Source organism: Mesorhizobium sp. M0136, assembly GCF_040322515.1.
Classification (GTDB): Bacteria; Pseudomonadota; Alphaproteobacteria; order Rhizobiales; family Rhizobiaceae; genus Mesorhizobium.
In genome coordinates this window covers 301,125-317,993 of sequence record NZ_JAMYTP010000003.1, presented here as the reverse complement: position 1 = coordinate 317,993, position 16,869 = coordinate 301,125, and the positions used below count along the sequence as shown (strand labels likewise).

The following is a 16,869-nucleotide window of genomic DNA, read 5'->3' as shown; positions in this document are numbered from 1 at the left end:
CTTCTCCCGCAAGGGGAGAAGGAAGTGCGAACTCAGCCGCCTGCCTTGACCTTCTCGAACATCTTGGCGAGTTCGTCATTCTGTTTCATCGGCCCGGTGAAGATCGTGGTCTTCAGCATCACCTCGGGATCGGAAGGCAGCTGCAGTTTCTCCAACTCCTCCTTCGGCACGGCGGCGAAAGCCGAGCTGATCGAGCTGCCATAGCCGTAGGCCTGGATCAGATACTTTCCGGAATCCGTCTCCAGCCGGCTGTTGATGAAGTCATAGGCTAGGTCGACGTTCTTGGCGTCCTTGAGCATGACGAAGCCGCAAGCCCAGGTCAGCATGCCTTCTTTCGGCTTCATGAACTCGACAGGCACGCCCTGCTTCTTCAGCGAGGTGGCCGAGGCGTTCCAGGTCATGGCCGCGACCAACTGGCCGCTGGCCAATGCCTGTTCGACCGAGGTCATGTCGGCGGTGTAGTTCGAGAGCAGCGGGCGCTGCTCGCGAAGTTTTTCTGCCACCTTGTCCATCTGTTCCGGTGTCATGTCGAATGGATTGACGCCGGCGAGAAGGGCCGCCACCACCGGTGTGTCGTGGACGGCATCGATGGTCGCCATACGCCCGGCATATTGCTTGTCCCAAAGCAGGTTCCAGCTGGCTTCCGGGTTCTTCACCAGATCGGTGCGGTAGAGGATCGAGGTGTTGCCCCAGTCCCACGGCACCATCCAGACCTTGCCGTCGCCGGCCTGCAGGTCGGGCAGGTTCTTGAAGACCGGGAAGATCGAATCCCAGTTCTTGATGCGCTTGGTGTCGATCGGCTGCAGCAGGCCTTCCTTGTTCCAGCGCGCCACCTTGTCATAGCATGGGTGCGCGACATCGGGGCGGAAGCCGGCCTTGACCTTGGTGAAAGCGTCATCGTCGTCGCCAAACATCGAAGCTTCGACACCATCGGGGTGCGCGGCGAGGAAGCTCTTGTTGAAGTCGGGCAGTTCATAGCCCGACCACGTGAAATATTGCAGCTTGTCGCCGGCAAAGGCGATAGTCGACGCAAGCGCCAGCGCGAACGCAGCCAGTCCGGTTTTCGCTGTCTTTGCCGTTATCGATTTCAGGTCGAATGCCATTGCAGTTCTCCTCCTTCGGTTTCTTCTGGTTTTGACAGGTTGGCGGGCGCTGACCGCCGGGTGGCAGCAAGCCCGCGATGGCGAAGGATTTCGGCGAGTGCGGCGATGAGGAACGACACGGCCAGGATCGAAGTGCCGAGCGCCATGACGGTCGGCAGCGATTTCGGGAAGCGCAGCTGGCTCCAGATATAAAGCGGCAGCGTCGGCTCGGTGCCGGCAAGGAAGAAGGCGACGATGAACTCGTCGAAGGAGGTCAGGAAGGCCAGCATGAACGCCGAAATAATGGCCGGCAGGCTGAGCGGCAGCATCACCCGTCTGAAGGTCGTCCAGTCGGAAGCGCCGAGGTCGAGCGCTGCCTCGCGGATGGTCTTCGGGATGGCGGCGAAGCGGCTGCGCATGACCACCACCGTCGTCGGCAGCGCCACCAACACATGGCCGAGCACAATGGCAATGCGCGACGGCCCAACGCCGGCGAGGTTGACCAGGATGAGCAGCGATATGCCGACGATGACGCCTGGGATCAGGATCGGCAGCCGCGCAATGGCACTGATCGTGGCGGCCAGCGGCGAGCGGCCGTAGAGGTCCATATAGGACACGGTCACGCCGCAGAGTGTTGCGCCAGTGGCAGCAATTGCGCCGATGACGAGGCTGGTGGCAAGCGCGCCGGACAGCGCCGAATTGCCGTAAAGCGTGCCGTACCATTCAAGCGTGAAGCCTTGCAGCGGAAACGCCGCCTGGATCGAATTGTTGAAGGAAAACAGCGGGATCAGCAATATCGGCAGATACAGGAACACCAGATAGGCAAGGACATAGGCGCCGAGCCAGCCGCCGCCCTGTTTTGCATCGACACGCGCCGCGTTCATGTGCGGCTGCCGTATCGGCGGTCGGCGAAGCGCACCACCAGCACCACGGCGAGGATGACCAGCATGACGGCGACGGCGAGTGCGGCGCCGAACGGCCAGTCATTTGCCTTGCCGAACTCGGCCTGGATCAGCGTACCGATCATGGTGCTGGCCGGGCCGCCGACCAACGCCGGGGTGACATAGTCGCCGACGGTCGGCACGAAGACGACGAGGGCCGCCGCCAGCACGCCCGGCATCGAATTGGGCAGCACGATGCGGCGGAAGCTGGTGAACGGTTTTGCGCCGAGATCGGAAGCGGCTTCGAGCAGCGATTTCGGGATCGTGTCCAGTGCCACATAGATGGGCAGGATGGCGAACGGGGCATAAGCGTGGGCAAGCGTGACGACGACCGCTGCCGGTGTGTTGAGAAAGGCCAATGTCGGCTCCGACCAGATGCCGCTTTCGATCAGCGCCGAGTTGAGCACGCCATTATAGGCAAGCACGATCTTCCAGGCGAAGACGCGCAGCAGATAGCTGGTCCAAAACGGCAGGGTCAGCAGGAGCAGCAGCAGCCCGCGTCGCCGCCCGGCATGGAAAGCCAGATAATAGGCGACAGGATACGCCGTGACGACGGTTGCCAGCGTCACCAGGCCGGCGATGCTCAGCGAGCGCAGCGTCACCGTCCAGTACAGCGGATCGGTGGCCACCGTGACGAAATTCGCAAGGGTGAAACCAGTCCCGAGCAGCGAGCCGTCATTGCCGCGAAAGGCCAGGAAGAACACCAGCCCCAAGGCGAAAAGGATCAGCACAAAGGTGACGAGCCCGCCCGGCAGCAGCATGGCGAAGCGGAAACCCGGCGAAGACCGGGTTTCCGGCAGCGGCTGCGTTGCGGCGATGGTCGACATCGACTGCCTATGGTATTTGAAATCGACTAAGCTTTTTTCATATTCGTGAAGCTGTCAAGCTGTTTGACGTTTGGGAATGAACGTCAGCGTTCGAAGGCGTCCAGCATCCGGTACCAGGCGATGGTCGCGGCAACGCCGACCTGCCGAAAGGCGTGAAACGGAATCGGCCGGATCGGCGAGACCGGGAACGGCAATTGCCTGGTGTCGCCACTCGACAAATAGGAGGCAATGCGCTCGCCAAGCGCGGTCATCAGGCCGATGCCGCGGCCCTGGCAGCCAACCACCGCCAGCAGACCCTTCTCTGGCTCGTGGATATGCGGGAGATGGTCCGGCGTCATTGCCACCCGGCCGAACCAGCGCTTTTCGATGACCACGTCGGACAGCGCCGGGTAGAGCCGCAGCAGCGCGCGTTCCAGATGCGCCCAGTCGGCCGGGCTGTTCGGCAAGGCCATGCGGCCGCGTCCGCCAAGCACCAGCCGACCATCGGCACTCTTGCGGTAATAGACGAGGATGCGGCGCGAATCCGAAACCGCCTGCCCCTCCGGCAGGATCGCCGCCGCGAGATTGGACGATAGCGGCGCTGTCGCGATCTGAAAGGAATGCAGCGGGACGATCGTCTCGGCGAGGCCGGGAAGCAGGCCGCCGGTATAGGCGTTGGTCGCCAGGACAATCGCCTTGGCCTTGAGTTCGGCGCCGCTTTCCGTAAAAACGTGCCAATTGCCGGCATTCTTGCTGATCTGCATCACGTTCTGGCGCTCGGCGATCTTCACGCCTGCCGCTGCGGCGACGCGCGCCAGTTCCGACGTGTAGGCGAGCGGATCGAAGACGCCGGCACGGCGATCGAGCCAGCCGCCGAGATAGCCTTGCGCGCCGGTCATCGTCGCGATCTCCGTCCCGCTCAGCAACCGGACATCGGCGCCGCGGGCGCGCCACTGCCGATCCCGATTCGCCGCCGCTTTCAGCGCGGTCTCGGTGTGTGCGGCCTGGATCCAGCCATTGCGGACGAACGGCACCGCCAGTCTTTCGTCGCGGATCATTTCGAAGACGGCGTCCGCCGTCGAGGCGGCAAAGTTGACGAGCGCCTCACCGCGTTCGAGACCAAAATGCTCCAGCAGCCAGTCCGGATCGTATTTCAGGCCAGGAATAACCTGACCGCCGTTCAGACCGGACGCGCCATTGCCAATTTCGCCGGCCTCCAGCACCTGGACCGCAAGGCCGAGCCGGGCAGCGTGCAAGGCCGTTGACAGCCCCATGATGCCGCCGCCGACGATGACGACATCGACGCATTGGCCGGCTGGAAAAAGCGACTGGAACGCGGTGGCTGTCCGCGGCTTCTGCCAGATTGGGTCGGAAAACCGTAAGAGCAAGCGTCACCTGGAGACTTCAGTAGGTGAAAAACCCTAGCGACGGTTTCATTATTTTGAAAGAGCGTTTTCCGTCGCCGTTGGCGCACGTCAGGCTCGATCAAGGTCCAGCGATGCGAAGACCCAAAGAATTGACAAAGCTCGCCCTGCAAGCGGGATAGACCTTTGGCGGGAATTTGTTGAAAGTGCCGCGGCCGAAGGACAAGACAACAGGAAATACAAGCCATGACGAACGCCACACATTTGCCCGCCGAAGGCCTCTTCGTGGGCCGCGCCCGGGCGAGCGATGCTTCCCATCCGCTGGTGGTCACGGTGCGTGACGGCACGGTCTTCGACATCACGTCAAATGTGGCACCGACCGTACGCGACGTTTGCGAATTGCCGGATCCGGCAGCGCACGTCCGCTCGGCAAAGGGGCGGCCGATCGGCCCGCTCGATGCCATTGCGGCCAACAGTTTCGAGACAGCGCGCGATCCGGGGAAACCATACCTGCTGTCCCCCGTCGACCTGCAGGCCATCAAGGCGTCTGGCGTCACCTTTGTCGTCAGCCTGCTCGAACGGGTGATCGAGGAGCAGGCGCGCGGTTCGGCGGAAAAGGCCGACGCCATTCGCGCCGACATCGCCGGGCTGATCGGCCACGATCTGTCGAAGCTCAAGCCCGGCTCGCCGGAAGCGATGGAGATCAAGGCCAAGCTGATTGCGCGCGGCGCCTGGTCGCAATATCTGGAAGTCGGCATAGGCCCCGATGCCGAGATCTTCACCAAATGCCAGCCGATGGCCTCGGTCGGCTTCGGCGCCGATGTCGGCCTGCATCCGGTTTCGACATGGAACAATCCGGAGCCGGAGATCGCCATGATCGCCGCGAGCAGCGGCAGGATCGTCGGGGCGACGATCGGCAACGACGTCAACCTGCGCGACGTCGAGGGGCGCTCGGCGCTGCTGCTCGGCAAAGCCAAGGACAACAACGCTTCGGCAGCACTTGGCCCGTTTATCCGGCTGTTCGATGAGACATTTTCCAACGGCGACGTGAAGCAGGCGATCGTACGGTTGAAAGTCGAAGGCGAGGATGGGTTCTCGCTGGAAGGCGCCAGTTCGATGGCCGAGATCAGCCGCTCGCCAGAAGAGTTGGTCGCCGCCGCCATGGGGCCACATCACCAATACCCGGACGGGCTGGCGCTCTATCTCGGCACGATGTTCGTGCCGTCGAAGGATCGCGGCGAAACAGGCAAGGGCTTTACCCACAAGGTCGGCGACATCGTCACCATCTCGTCGGAGAAATTCGGCGCCTTGGTCAACCGCGTGCGGCTGTCGCCCGACTGCCCACACTGGACCTATGGCGCCAGCCATCTGATGCGCGACCTCGCAAGGGCCGACCTCATCTAGTCCCCCAGCCTAACATCCGATAGATCTAGAATTCTCTGATTGGAAATTACCTGCTCGTCGGCATTCGGGAGAGTCCATTGATCGTCGCTCTTGAGGGCAAGACCCTCGTCGTTACCGGCGGGACGCAAGGGCTTGGCGAGACCATCGCCCGGTTGGCCTCAGCCGGCGGCGGCGAAGGGATCGCCATTGTCGGCCGCAATGCCGAGCGTGGCGTACGCATCGCCGAAGAGCTTTCACGACCAAGCCGGCCCGTCGTCTTCATCCAGGCCGAGCTTGGAGATCCGGCCGCGCCTGCAGCTGTCATGGCGGAAGCGATCAAAAGACTCGGCCGCATCGATTGTCTGGTGAACGCCGCGGCCCTCACCGACCGGGCCTCGCTGGAAACTGGCACAATCGACGACTGGGACAGGTTGTTTTCCGTCAATGCGCGCGCGCCGTTCTTTCTCATGCAGGCGGCCGTAGCCGACATGAAGAGACGGCGGGCGGCGGGCGCCATCGTCAACATACTGTCGGTAAATGCGCATTGCGGTGCGCCGGACCTTGCCATCTATTCCGCCACCAAGGGCGCGCTTTCGACGCTGACCAGAAACATTGCCAACGCGCATCTTTCCGATCGCATCCGCGTCAACGGCATCAACATGGGCTGGGTAGCGACGCCGGCCGAACAAGAGATGCAGGCGCGCACGCTGGGCAAGGGCGAAAACTGGGCAAAGATCGCCGCCGCCGGCCTGCCGCTTGGTCGATTGCTGACCATGGACGAAGTCGCCCAGCTAACGCTGTTCCTGCTCAGCGACGCCTCCGGGCTGATGACCGGGACGCTTATCGACCTAGAGCAATCCGTGCTCGGCGCGCCGCCGCGCGGCATTGCGTGACGGTCGCAGGGCCGATCGTCGGCCGCCTGGAAAATATCAGCCAAACTGATGCAATCTGATGGGATTGCTGATGGCGTCGTGCATTGCGCCAACGTCCATTGGCGGATGGAGGCTTGCCATCGATCGAAAAAGGGAATGCTCTAATGCGCCCAGGTCGACGCTGGCAAAATGCGACCACCGTTTTGGCCGCGCACGGCTTTTCGCGGTGATCGTCGTCGGAGGAGGAGTTCGGTTCAAATGGGAGGAAATCAAATGCTGACGAGGCTAAGACTGCTTGTACTTGGCTTGGTAGTGGCGCTGGCCATTCCGGCCGCGGCACAGGCCAAGACGTTCTACTGGATTTCGCATGGCGGCCCGGCCGATCCGGTCTGGACCTACTTCCTTGCCGGCGCCAAGCAATGGGCGGCGGACACCGGAAACACTGTCAACACATCGTTCCACAATGGCGACGTGGCGTCGCAGCAGGAGGCTATTCGCGCCGCGATTTCCGCGAAGGCCGACGGCATCACCACGACCAGCCCTGATCCGGGCAGCCTTGTCGAGATCGTCAAGGAAGCGCGGGCGGCGAACATCCCGATCATCAACTTCAACACGCCCGACCCGAAGGCGGACTTCAACGCCTATGTCGGCGGCGACAACGTCACCTTCGGCAAGCACTGGGCGCAGTATCTGGTCGACAAGGGCCTTGTGAAGAAGGGCGACTTCGTCTGGATGCCGGTCGAGGTTCCCGGCGCCACCTATGGCGTCCAGGAAGAGGAAGGCATCAAGAGCGTGTTCGAGCCGCTCGGCATCACCTACGAGATCACCGAAGCGACGCTCGACCAGGCCGAAGTGATCAACCGCATGGTCGATTACCTCACCGCCAACAGGGCCAAGGTCAAGGCGGTTATCGGCCTCGGCGACCTGGTCACCGGTTCGATCAAGCGGGTGTTCGACCAGGTCGGCGTCAAGCCGGGCGAAATCCCGGTCGTCGGCTGGGGCAACTCGCTCGACACCACCCAGGAAGTGCTGAACGGCTACGTCAATGCCGCGCAGTGGCAGGATCCGCAGGCGACCAGCTACGTCGCGCTCTCGCTCGCCAACATGGCGGCAAGCGGTATTCCGCCAGGCTTCGACGTGATCACCGGCGCGCTCTACGAGAAGGACACCGCCGCGGTATACGACAAGATCCTGTCCGGCAAATAGGTCCGCGATCGAGTTGGTCACGGCCGCTTCGGCGGCCGTGACCGTCTCATCATTCCGCCGAACCGCTTGCTGTCTCGGCCAAATCCAATCCTATCGCGGGTCCAAGGTGGAAAATCGTTCTCTTATCCAACGCTCGATCGCGCGGCCTGAGTTCGGGCCGTTCGTGCTGCTCGTCATCGAGATCGCCGTGTTCTGGGGCATCAACCACGACTTCCTGTCGCCGCAAAACATCTCGAACACGCTGGCCTTCACGGTCGAACTCGGGCTGATCGCGCTGGCGATGACGCTGTTGATGACATCAGGCGAATTCGACCTCTCGGTCGGCTCGGTCTTCGGCTTCTCGCCGGTCCTGATGTGGACCTTGTTCAACAGCGGCGTCGCCTCGCTCGAAGCCGCCTTCGTCGTTGCGCTGGTGGTCGCTGCCTTCATCGGACTGGTCAATGGCTGGTTCGTGACGCAGCTCAAGATCCCGTCCTTCCTGGTGACGCTTGGCATGCTGCTGGTGGTGCGCGGCACCGCTTTGTTCGTCACCAGCGGGTTTCCGCAGCGGACCTGGAGTGCCGAGGGCAGCTGGCTGGCGGAAGCCCTGGTCGGCGATTTCTTCATCGGGCCGTTCCGTATCTATATGTCGCTGTTCTGGTTCATCGCCGCCGCAATCGCGCTCGGCTACGTGCTGACGCAGAGCCGGACCGGCAACTGGATCCAGGCGGCCGGCGGCAACCCGAGTGCTGCAAGGGCGCGCGGCGTCAATGTCAGCGGCGTCAAGATCGGCCTGTTCATCCTGTCGTCGATCCTGGCCTCGCTCGCCGGCGTCATCTCCTCGCTGCGCACCTCGGCGGCCAACCCCAACAGCGGCACCGGCTACGAGCTCGAAGTCATCGCCATGGTAGTGATCGGCGGCACGGCGCTGACCGGCGGGCGCGGCACAATCATCGGCACGGTGCTCGGTATCCTGATCCTGCGCGTGATGCGCAACGGCATCGTGCTGATCGGTGTGCCCGGCCTTGCCTACAACATCTTCATCGGCGCCATCATCCTCGGCATGATGGCGCTCCACTCATGGCTGGAACGCCGGCATCAGGCAGGGACTTGAACCATGGCCGAACCGCTTGTCCGCATGGAAAATATCCGCAAGTCCTATGGGCGCGTGCAGGCGCTGGTTGATGCCAACTTCCATGTCAACGAAAGAGAGATCGTCGGACTGCTCGGCGACAACGGCGCCGGCAAGTCGACGCTGATCAAGGTGCTGTCGGGCGCGGTCCCGCTGACCAGCGGCGACATCTTTATCCGTGGCAAGAAGGTGAATTTGCGCAGTACCAGCGACGCCATCGCCCATGGCATCGAGACGATCTACCAGGATTCCGCGTTGGTGACGCAGCTGTCGATCGCCCGTAACCTGTTCCTTGGACGCGAGCCGATCAAGCCGCCGCGTTTCCTCAACCGCATGGACCAGGAGGCGATGAACGTGGTTGCCCGTGACCTGCTCAAGCAGGTCGGCATCTCGAAGAATATCCCGCCGACGACGCCGATCGGCTCACTCTCCGGCGGCGAGCGGCAGGCGGTGGCGATTGCACGCGCCATGCATTTCGACAGCGACCTTATCATCCTCGACGAGCCGACCAACAATCTCGGCGTCGCCGAAACGCAAGGGGTGCTGAGCTTCGTGCGCAGTGCCCGCGATTCCGGCCATTCCTGCATCTTCATCGCCCATAACATCCATCATGTCTTCCAGGTGGTCGACCGCATCGTCGTCATGCGCCGCGGCAAGGTGGTCGCCGACGATATCGACCCGAAGAAGACCAGCGTCGCCGAAGTCGAGCGCGTCATCACCGGCATGTCGGACAAGGAGATCCGTGACGCGCTGGCCGAGGGCACGCAACGGCCCGGCTGAGCAGCCGGGCCGGGCTTATCGTCGAGGCACTGGATCGCATCGCCACATGGTTGCGACATGAAAGCCACCGTTTCGGATATTGCCAGGAGCTGCGGCCTGTCGACCGCGACGGTCGACCGTGTGCTCAACAACCGGCCGGGGGCGAGTGCCGCCAACCGGCAGCGCGTGATGGAGGCGGCCAAGCAGCTCGGCTATCTGCCGGTCGTCGACCAGGTCGCGTTGCCCTCGCGGCCGGCACATCTCGAATTCTTCCTGCCGATGGGCAGCAATGCCTTCATGGCCGATCTGGCCAGGCACATCGAGGATTATGCGGCGCGCCTGCCGCTGGTCGCCTCCTGCCGCATCCACAAGCTCGCCGGCATCTCGCCGAGTGCCTTGCAGATGGCCGTCGAAAACCTCTCGCTCAAGGCGAACGGTGTCGGCGTCATCGCCATCGACCATCCGAGAACGCGCAACATCTTGCGCGAGATCGTCGAGGCCGGCATCCGCCTGGTCACGCTGGTGTCCGACGTTCCCGGCGCGCCGCGCTCAGCTTATGTCGGCATCGACAACAGGGTGGCCGGCCGCACCGCGGCGCTGCTGATGGGACGGTTCCTCGGCGGCCGCCAAGGCCATCTGGCGATGGTGGTCGGCTCACGTTCCTATCGCGGCCACGAGGAACGCGAGATGGGCTTTCGCTCGGTGCTCGGCGAGGAGTTCCCCAATCTGACCGTCACCAGCGCCGTCGAGATCAACGACGAGCCGGAGGTCAGTTATACCGCGACCATGAAGGCGCTGCACAACGAGCCGGAGCTGCTCGGGATCTACTGTGTCGGGGCCGGGCGCTCGGGCGTGGCAAAAGCATTGCTCGAAGCCAGGCCGCGGACGAAGCCGGTGTTCATCTGCCATGACCTGACGCGCGAGACGCGCGGCTATCTGGTCGACGATCTGCTCGACGTCGTCATCGACCAGAATGCGCGGCTGATCGCCGAACAGTCGGTCATTCGCCTGCTCGGCTCGATCGCCTCGTCGGCGCCCTATCTGACGCGGAAATTCATCGAGCCGCGCCTGATCTTCAAGGAAAATGTCCCGGTGCAGTGATGTCGTGCGGGGGCGGTGGTCGCTCGGGCCTCGATCGTTAAAATTCGGTTGATACCGCAAATCTGCACATCACCTATGCAACTTTTTTGGTTGCCGAATCATTGGGCAATTGATAGTTTCGCAGGTGTCGGCCATCTACTCCTCCCAGATGCGATGCCGACGCTGAGTGCGGTACACCTCCTCCCGTGCCGTATTCGAAATCGAGCCCGCTGCCACCTCCTCCCGGCAGCGGGCTTTTTTTGTTCCAGCGCCGGGATAGGGGGCGATGCTTGGGGTCGTTACTAGCATCGGACACGGCTGTTGATCCGCAAATCGTTGAGCTTCGCCGCGGCTTGTCGGGCAGAATCCTGTCACACTTGTCACTCTCACCGGTTCGCCAGCGGCCCTATCCTGCCTCACGACCAGCAAACAACGCCGCGCCAGCAATGCTGTTGGGGCAAGGGAGACGCGAGATGGCACATCGCGATGGACGAGACATCACCCGGCGGCACGGCGCGCAATCGAAACGCCGCGGATCGTTTCGCCGCTTGCGAGATTATCTGGCCCTGAAAGAAGTGATCAGGCCTTCCGCCATGCGGACGAACTGCGCGCTCGGGCCCTCGGCGCCGACGCTTTGCAGGCTGACGCGGGCGCCCTCGAGCAGAAGCGACAGCGTATCGGCGAGAAGCTCGGCCTGTCCGATACCCGCATCGCGACACAGCGAGACCAGACGCTCGCGCTGCGCTTCCTTGAGTTCCTTGATCACTTGCCTTGCCGGATGATCGGCCTCGCTCAGCTCGATGGCGGCGTTGGCCATGTCGCAACCGCGGCGATCCGACATCAGGCAATCGGCCGCCATCCGGACCCAGGCGTGCAGTTGCGCCAGCTTGTCGCCCGGATTCTCGGCCTCGAACTTCTCCCACATCGCGTTGGCGCTGCAAGCGGTCGCCCGCAGACATTCGATGATCAGGTCGTCCTTGGACTCGAAATGCCGGTAAAGCGTCATCTTGTTGGTGCCGGCGGCCTCGGTGATGGCGTCGATGCCGACGCCGCGAATGCCATGCTTGTGAAACATGTCCCGTGCCGTCTCCAGGATCCTGTCCCGGGGGCGAACACGCTCCACAACACCGTCTGTCATCAAAACCTCCGTGATTGCGTTTCCGAAATTCCCTCGGTGCACCTCTTGACTAGGGTGTTACCGGTCTGTAACGTTAGAGATGTTACTTACCTGTAACACCCGCATTGCATTATGTCAAACTCGCAAGTGCCGGTCATCAGCCCCGCCCCAATCGGCAAGGGGACGAACCGCACCTCACGGCCTCGGCCGGCGAGCAAGAAAACACCAGATCCGCGGCTTGCCGCGGATCGCCAAAACCAGGAGCCGCTTCGATGTCGCAGCGCAATGATCTGACGATCGATGAAGTCGTGAGGGATCCGATGATCCGCATGCTGATGAAAGCCGACCGCGTCGACCCGCGGTCTTTCGAGGCGATGCTGCGTGCGCTGGCGGACGAGCAGGCCGAGCGCCGCAATGCGCCGCGTCGCCCCCTGCAAGATTTCGGCTTTCTCGAAGATTCCGGCTCAACGCGCAGCCGGCGACTGTCCAGGGTGGCCAAGGCCTTCGGCCGGGCCAGAGCATCGGGCGAGGCGTGCATCTCATGGTAAACTTCTTCATCCATCGTCCGATCTTTGCGTCGGCGATCGCCATCATCATGGTGCTCGCCGGGGGAATCTCTTATTTCCTTCTGCCGGTCTCGCAATTTCCCGACATCACGCCGCCCCAGGTCGTGGTCAGTGCTCACTACCCGGGCGCCAGCGCGCAGGTCGTCGCCGACACGGTGACGACACCGCTCGAACAGCAGATCAACGGCGTCCAAGGCATGATCTATATGTCGTCGTCGAGCTCCAATGACGGCTCGTCGACGATCACCATCACCTTCGACGTCGGCTACGATCTGAGCACGGCGGCCGTCGACGTCCAGAACCGCGTTTCGCAGGCGGCTTCCTCGTTGCCGGCCATCGTCAATCAGGGCGGCGTGACGATCAAGAAGCAGAACCCGAACTTCGTCCTGATCGTCGACCTCACCTCGCCGGACGGTTCCGTCAACCCGGTCGCGCTGAGCAATCTCGCCTATCTGCAGGTGGTCGATCCGCTGAAGCGGCTGCCCGGCGTCGGCGACGTGCAGATCTTCGGCGAGCGGCGCTATTCGATGCGCATTTGGCTCGACCCCGACAAGCTCGCCAATCTCGGCATTACTGCCGTCGACGTGCAGAACGCCGTCGCCGAGCAGAACGTCCAGGTGGCGGCCGGCAAGATCGGGCAATCACCGGCTCCGGCCGGCACTGCCTTCGAGATGCAGGTCAACGCCGTCGGCAGGCTGAGCGATCCCAAGGAGTTCGGCGACATCGTCGTGCGGGCCAATACCGCCAACGGCTCGCTGGTCAGGCTGCGCGACGTTGCGCGCATCGAACTCGGTGCGCTGCAATATTCGTCGTCGGCCTTCTTCGGCAAGGACCCGACGGTGGTGCTCGCGGTCTACCAGATGCCGGGCTCCAACGCGCTCGATCTGCAGCAGCGCGTCAAGGACAAGATGCAGGAGCTGTCAGCCCGTTTCCCGAAGGGCGTCAGCTACGCCATGCATTACGATACGACACGTTTCGTTTCGGCCTCAATGCACGACGTGCTGATCACGCTCGGCGAAGCGCTGGTCCTGGTCGTCGCCGTGGTGTTCATCTTCCTGCAAAGCTGGCGCACCACGATCATCCCGACGATCGCAATTCCGGTGTCGCTGGTGACGACGCTGGCCGTCATGCATATGCTTGGCTTCTCGCTGAACATGCTCAGCCTGCTCGGCATGGTGCTGGCGATCGGCCTCGTCGTCGACGACGCCATCGTCGTCGTCGAGAATGTCGAACGCCAACTTGAGGCCGGCCTCAAACCTCTGGCTGCCACGCGCACGGCGATGGCCGAGGTCACTGGCCCGATCATCGCCACGACCGCCGTGCTGATGGCCGTCTTCGTGCCGGTCGCCTTCATTCCCGGCGTGTCCGGCCGACTCTACAACCAATTCGCCCTGACGGTGGCGATCTCCTTCGGCATCTCGGCCTTCGTCTCGCTGACGCTTACCCCGTCGCTCAGCGCCGCCTTCCTGCGCCACCGGCCGGAAACACAGTTCGTGCTGTTCCGCTGGTTCAACATGGGCTTCGAACGGCTGGCGCATGCCTATGCGAATGGCGTACGCATTCTCATCCGCCTGCGCTGGATCATGCTCGGCGTGTTTGCGGCCGGACTTGTCGCGACCTATTTCGTCTGGCAGCGCCTGCCGTCGACCTTCCTTCCGGTCGAGGACCAGGGCTATTTCTTCGTTGTCATCCAGCTCCCCGACGGGGCCTCGCTGGAACGCACCGATGCGGTGGCGCAAAAGGCGCGCAACATCCTGCAAAACACGCCCGGCGTCGACATCGTCGGCTCGATCAGCGGCTTGAACTTCCTGACCAGTGCCGCGCAGTCGAACTCGGCGGTCGAATTCGCGATCCTGAAGCCATGGGACGAACGCGGCCCCGACCAGAGCGCCTCGAAGCTCGTCGCCGACGTGCGCAACAAGCTGCTGCAAATTCCGGAGGCTTTTGCGCTGAGCTTCGACCCGCCGTCGATCCCGGGCATCGGCACCACCGGTGGCTTCGAGTTCCAGGTCGAGGACCTGACCGGCCGCGGCAGCGTGGCGCTCAACGATGCGACGCAAGCCGTGATTGCCGAGGCGCGCAAGCAGCCGGAGCTCAACCCGCAGCAATTGTTCTCGTCGTTCTCGACCTCGACGCCACAGTTCAACTATGATCTCGATCGCGCCAAGGCGAAGCTGCTCGGGCTCAACCTGCCGGACGTCTTCAACACGCTGCAGATCTATCTCGGCTCGCTCTATGTGAACGATTTCAACCTGTTCGGCCGCACCTTCCGGGTGACGATCCAGGCCGACAAGGACTCTCGCGCCGGTCCGGCCGACATATCGCGGCTCTATGTCCGCAATGCGTCGGGTGGCATGGTGCCGTTGAGCACGTTGGGCAAGCTTGTGCCGATCGTCGGCCCCGAGACTGTGCCGCATTACAACAACAATGCGTCGGCGCTGATCAATGGCGGCGCCGCCCCCGGCTTTTCGTCCGGCCAGGCGGTGGCGGCAATGGAGCGTGCCGCTGCCACGGCATTGCCGAGAGATTTCGGCTACGAATGGACCGGCATCACCTATCAGGAGCTCAAGGCAGGATCGATCGCATCCGTCGTCTTCGGCCTTGCAATCGTCTTCGTCTTCCTGATCCTGGCCGCGCAATATGAGAGCTGGGCGATGCCGTTCATGGTGCTGCTGGCGGTGCCGCTCGCATTGTTCGGTGCGTTCGTCGTGCTGTGGCTGCGCGGCATGCAGATCGACGTCTATTCGCAGATCGGCTTCGTCATGCTAATCGGACTGGCGGCCAAGAACGCGATTCTGATCGTGGAGTTTGCCCGGCGCCGACGCGAAGAAGGCCTCAGCATCGTCGACGCCGCAATGGAAGCGGCGCGGCTTCGGCTGCGGCCGATCCTGATGACCGCCTTCGCCTTCATCCTCGGCGTGCTGCCGCTGATGTTCGCCACAGGTGCGGGTGCCGCAAGCCGGCAGTCGATCGGCACCACCGTCTTTGGCGGCATGGTCGCGGCGACGATCCTGTCGCTGGTGTTCGTGCCGGTCTTCTATGCGGTGATCGAGCAGCTGCGCGAGCGCCGCAGCGAGAGCGAACCGGTTTCCGAAGCGACCGAACAACCAACTGCCGAACCCGCCTTCGAGCCCTTGGCCGAAGCGGCTGAATAGGACTGGAGAATTGATCATGCGTAAATGGAAAATCGCGCTGGGAACGGCCGTCGCCCTTGGGGCGATTTCGGTGGCGAGCGTTCACCTGCTCGACATGGGCAGCCTCAGCCTCAACGCCGGCACAGCCGGGGCGGCAACACCCAAGCCGGAAGCCTTCGTCATGCCGGTGCCGGTGGTGAGCGTCGTCAAGAAGACGATCCCGATCTATCTCGACTACGCCGCCCGGGTGGAGCCGATCCGCAGCATCACGCTGCAGGCGCGCGTGCCGGGCTACCTGCAGGAGCAGGTCGCCATCGACGGCAGTGACGTTGCGAAGGGCGACCTTCTCTACAAGATCGCCCCCGAGGATTTCCAGGCTGCCCTCGAGCAGGCGAAGGCGCTTATCCAGCGCGACACGGCAACACTCGACTATGCGCGCTCCAATCTCGGGCGCGGCAGCGAGCTCGCCAAGAGCGGCTATCTCGCCAAGGACGTGTTCGACCAGCGCACCAGCACCTTGCGTGAGGCTCAGGCCTCGCTCGCCGTGAACCAGGCCGCCTTGCGGACCGCCGAACTCAATTTGAGCTATACCGAAATCCGTGCCCCATTCGCGGGACGCATCGGACGCAGCCAGGCATCCGTTGGAACGCTGGTCAGCGTTGCCGGCACCGTGCTCAACTCCCTGGTGCAGCTCGATCCGATCTACGTCACCTTCAATCCGAGCGAGACCGACCTGACACAGATCGAGGAAGCCCGGGCCGCAGGACCGATCAGCGTCGACGTCCTGCTTCCCGGTGAAACGGAACCGCGCCAGAAGGGCGATCTTACCTTCATAGACAACACGATCGATCGCTCGACCGGCACGATCACGGCGCGGGCGACGATCGGCAACGCCAAGTTCACGCTGCTCCCCGGCCAATATGTCCGCGTCCGGCTGCACGTCAAAGAGCAGCCCGATGCGCTGATGGTACCGCAGACGGCACTCGGCTCAGGCCAGCTCGGCAAATACCTCTATGTCGTCGGCAAGGACAACACGGTCGACCAGCGTATCGTTTCGCTCGGACCGACCAATGGCGATCAGGTCGCCATCTTGAGCGGTGTGGCCGAAGGCGACCGGGTCATTACCGGCAATCTGCAGAAGATCGGCCCGGGAATGCCGGTCTCGCCGCTGCCCGAGAAACCGGCCACCTGATAACCCCCATCAGGTCCGGTCCCGCGGCGCCCTCGGCTCCCACGCCAAGGGCGCCGCTTTGCTAGGTTCCGTCTTACGCAATTCCTTGGGGAAAGCGCTACATACGCCGGCTTCGAGAAGCCGGCGTGATGTTCAGCGGGGTCGGTTTTTGCGGCCGTGCGGCCTGACGGCCTTGCCTGCGCCGCAAGCCGCCGGCCAAGCGGAAGTCAAGAAATCCACGACCCGCCTCTTGTAAGATTGTCGACAATCTGTTTTT

14 protein-coding genes are annotated in these 16,869 nt (G+C 63.1%); 9 read left to right on the top strand and 5 right to left on the bottom strand.

Annotated features, from left to right (window positions below; translation table 11 throughout):
- Positions 1–32: 32 nt before the first annotated feature.
- From NKJ35_RS05235 to NKJ35_RS05220, 4 genes are all read right to left on the bottom strand, one after another.
- Positions 33–1,103: an ABC transporter substrate-binding protein gene (locus tag NKJ35_RS05235; RefSeq protein ID WP_352645440.1), complete on the bottom strand. Its 1,071-nt coding sequence runs from the start codon at positions 1,101–1,103 to the stop codon at positions 33–35.
- On the bottom strand, positions 1,088–1,966 hold the full coding sequence (locus NKJ35_RS05230; RefSeq protein ID WP_352645438.1) for an ABC transporter permease: 879 nt from the start codon (positions 1,964–1,966) through the stop codon (positions 1,088–1,090). The genes NKJ35_RS05235 and NKJ35_RS05230 overlap by 16 nt, the downstream gene beginning before the upstream one ends.
- On the bottom strand, positions 1,963–2,850 hold the full coding sequence (locus tag NKJ35_RS05225) for an ABC transporter permease (protein ID WP_352645436.1): 888 nt from the start codon (positions 2,848–2,850) through the stop codon (positions 1,963–1,965). Before NKJ35_RS05225 ends, NKJ35_RS05230 begins: the two co-directional genes overlap by 4 nt.
- Before the next feature lie 83 nt (positions 2,851–2,933).
- A complete protein-coding gene (locus tag NKJ35_RS05220; RefSeq protein ID WP_352645434.1) occupies positions 2,934–4,217 on the bottom strand; it encodes an NAD(P)/FAD-dependent oxidoreductase in 1,284 nt (427 codons plus the stop codon).
- A gap of 222 nt (positions 4,218–4,439) precedes the next feature.
- Here NKJ35_RS05220 and NKJ35_RS05215 point away from each other — a divergent pair, with 222 nt between their 5' ends.
- From NKJ35_RS05215 to NKJ35_RS05190, 6 genes are all read left to right on the top strand, one after another.
- The gene (locus tag NKJ35_RS05215) at positions 4,440–5,597 is read left to right on the top strand and encodes a fumarylacetoacetate hydrolase family protein (protein WP_352645433.1); all 1,158 of its coding nucleotides are present in this window, start codon (positions 4,440–4,442) and stop codon (positions 5,595–5,597) included.
- Positions 5,598–5,674: 77 nt separating this feature from the next.
- Entirely contained in the window at positions 5,675–6,469 is a 795-nt protein-coding gene (locus NKJ35_RS05210; protein WP_352645431.1) for an SDR family oxidoreductase, read from the top strand.
- Between the two features lie 252 nt (positions 6,470–6,721).
- Positions 6,722–7,654: a sugar ABC transporter substrate-binding protein gene (locus NKJ35_RS05205; protein ID WP_254820393.1), complete on the top strand. Its 933-nt coding sequence runs from the start codon at positions 6,722–6,724 to the stop codon at positions 7,652–7,654.
- A gap of 106 nt (positions 7,655–7,760) precedes the next feature.
- On the top strand, positions 7,761–8,747 hold the full coding sequence (locus NKJ35_RS05200) for an ABC transporter permease (RefSeq protein ID WP_254820392.1): 987 nt from the start codon (positions 7,761–7,763) through the stop codon (positions 8,745–8,747).
- 3 nt (positions 8,748–8,750) lie between these two features.
- A complete protein-coding gene (locus tag NKJ35_RS05195) occupies positions 8,751–9,545 on the top strand; it encodes an ATP-binding cassette domain-containing protein (RefSeq protein WP_254820391.1) in 795 nt (264 codons plus the stop codon).
- A gap of 57 nt (positions 9,546–9,602) precedes the next feature.
- Positions 9,603–10,625 (top strand): LacI family DNA-binding transcriptional regulator, encoded by a 1,023-nt coding sequence (locus tag NKJ35_RS05190; RefSeq protein WP_352645428.1) that lies wholly within the window; start codon positions 9,603–9,605, stop codon positions 10,623–10,625.
- Positions 10,626–11,160: 535 nt separating this feature from the next.
- On the opposite strand, the gene NKJ35_RS05185 is transcribed toward NKJ35_RS05190, so the two are convergent.
- Complete coding sequence (locus NKJ35_RS05185; protein WP_031211029.1) at positions 11,161–11,742, bottom strand: TetR/AcrR family transcriptional regulator; 582 nt, start codon at positions 11,740–11,742, stop codon at positions 11,161–11,163.
- Positions 11,743–11,993: 251 nt separating this feature from the next.
- Between NKJ35_RS05185 and NKJ35_RS05180 the strand changes: the two genes are divergently transcribed.
- Genes NKJ35_RS05180 through NKJ35_RS05170 form a run of 3 tightly spaced genes read left to right on the top strand, consistent with a single transcriptional unit; the run spans position 11,994 to position 16,613 of the window.
- A complete protein-coding gene (locus NKJ35_RS05180; protein WP_352476600.1) occupies positions 11,994–12,269 on the top strand; it encodes a hypothetical protein in 276 nt (91 codons plus the stop codon).
- Entirely contained in the window at positions 12,263–15,442 is a 3,180-nt protein-coding gene (locus NKJ35_RS05175) for an efflux RND transporter permease subunit (RefSeq protein WP_352645426.1), read from the top strand. The genes NKJ35_RS05180 and NKJ35_RS05175 overlap by 7 nt, the downstream gene beginning before the upstream one ends.
- A gap of 16 nt (positions 15,443–15,458) precedes the next feature.
- The gene (locus NKJ35_RS05170) at positions 15,459–16,613 is read left to right on the top strand and encodes an efflux RND transporter periplasmic adaptor subunit (RefSeq protein WP_254820387.1); all 1,155 of its coding nucleotides are present in this window, start codon (positions 15,459–15,461) and stop codon (positions 16,611–16,613) included.
- Positions 16,614–16,869: the final 256 nt, after the last annotated feature.